The organism is Micromonospora sp. NPDC047753, assembly GCF_040642735.1.
Classification (GTDB): domain Bacteria; phylum Actinomycetota; class Actinomycetes; order Mycobacteriales; family Micromonosporaceae; genus Micromonospora.
On record NZ_JBEYSL010000833.1, the window covers coordinates 1 to 1,585 of the forward strand.

Consider the following 1,585-nt stretch of genomic DNA (forward strand, 5'->3'; position numbering starts at 1 on the left):
CAAACCAACCCCACCATATCACCCCCCACCACGATTTTCTGTTCTCCTCGACCCTCCAACACCGCTACGGGGGGGGGGCGCGCCCGGGGGGGGGGCGGCGCCCCGGCGGAGCGAACTGTCGACTCAGGCGTCGGCCTGGTCCTCCCGAAGGTTCTTCACCAGGTTCGGGTCGACCGGGACACCCGGGCCCATCGTGGTGGTCAGGATGACCTTGCGGAGGTACTTGCCCTTGGCCGCGGACGGCTTGGCACGCAGCACCTCGTCGAGCACCGCAGCGTAGTTGTCCACCAGCTGGGTCTCCGTGAAGGAGGCCTTGCCGATGATCAGGTGCAGGTTGGAGTGCTTGTCCACCCGGAAGGTGATCTTGCCGCCCTTGATGTCCTGCACCGCCTTGGTGACGTCCATGGTCACCGTGCCGGTCTTCGGGTTCGGCATGAGACCGCGCGGGCCCAGGATCCGCGCGATCCGGCCGATCTTGGCCATCTGGTCCGGCGTGGCGATCGCCGCGTCGAAGTCGAGCCAACCACCCTGGATGCGGGCGACCAGCTCATCGGTGCCCACCTCGTCCGCACCCGCGGCGGCGGCCTCTTCGGCCTTCGCGCCGCTGGCGAACACGATCACGCGGGCGGTCTTACCGGTGCCGTGCGGCAGGTTGACCGTGCCGCGGACCATCTGGTCCGCCTTGCGGGGGTCGACGCCGAGGCGCATGGCGACCTCGACCGTGGCGTCGAACTTGACGTTGGTGGTCTCCTTGGCCAGCTTCACGGCCTCGGTGGGGGTGTAGAGCTTCGACCGGTCGATGACGTCGGCGGCCTTGCGGTAGCTCTTGCTGCGCTGCATTGCTGATTACTCCTGTGGTCTCTGGCGGGCCGCTCGGCGCGAGCCCTCCCACGGTCGGAACGAAGGTCGGGGCCGACGTCAGTCGTTGACGGTGATGCCCATCGACCGGGCGGTGCCGGCGATGATCTTCTCGGCCTGGGCGATGTCGTTGGCGTTGAGATCGGCCATCTTCTTCTCGGCGATCTCACGCAGCTGGGCGCGGCTGACCGAGCCGACCTTCTCGGACTGCGGAACACCCGAGCCCTTCTGCACACCGGCGGCCTTGATCAGCAGCCGGGCGGCGGGCGGGGTCTTCAGCACGAACGTGAAGGACCGGTCCTCGTACACGCTGATCTCGGCGGGGACGATGTCGCCCCGCTGAGACTCGGTCTGCGCGTTGTAGGACTTGCAGAACTCCATGATGTTCACGCCGTGCTGGCCGAGCGCGGGGCCGACCGGCGGCGCCGGCGTGGCCTGGCCCGCCGGCAGCTGAAGCGTGAACGTCTTGACGAGCTTCTTCTTCGGAGGCATGTCACTTCCTGGGGCTTGGAGCTGGGAAAATGCGGCTGTCGCCGCCCTCGGGCGCGCACGGTCAGCGCGGTGCGACAGCGGCGACATTCAAGAGTAGCGCAGGCCGCAGCCCACTCGTCCGCCGAGGTCGAGCGAGAGCGCGTACGCCGACGTCGGCGGCGGGCCGCCACAGTGCAAGAGGCCTATCTGGGGGAGTCGCTGGGAGCGCGAGGAGTGAGCCGGGTTTGCGAGCCCC

The 1,585-nt window shown here is 68.4% G+C and carries 2 protein-coding genes; both read right to left on the reverse strand.

Annotated features, from left to right (window positions below; all coding sequences use genetic code 11):
* Positions 1 to 123: 123 nt before the first annotated feature.
* Positions 124 to 840, reverse strand: a complete 717-nt coding sequence (gene rplA / locus ABZ749_RS34995; protein ID WP_091402424.1) for a 50S ribosomal protein L1 — start codon at positions 838 to 840, stop codon at positions 124 to 126.
* Between the two features lie 78 nt (positions 841 to 918).
* The gene (gene rplK / locus ABZ749_RS35000) at positions 919 to 1,350 is read right to left on the reverse strand and encodes a 50S ribosomal protein L11 (RefSeq protein ID WP_124820953.1); all 432 of its coding nucleotides are present in this window, start codon (positions 1,348 to 1,350) and stop codon (positions 919 to 921) included.
* Between the last annotated feature and the right edge of the window lie 235 nt (positions 1,351 to 1,585).

What these genes read in the sequence shown, in the direction of transcription:
- rplA (WP_091402424.1), bottom strand. Translation starts at nt 840, where the DNA reads ATGCAGCGCAGCAAGAGCTACCGCAAGGCCGCCGACGTCATCGACCGG.
- rplK (WP_124820953.1), bottom strand. Translation starts at nt 1,350, where the DNA reads ATGCCTCCGAAGAAGAAGCTCGTCAAGACGTTCACGCTTCAGCTGCCG.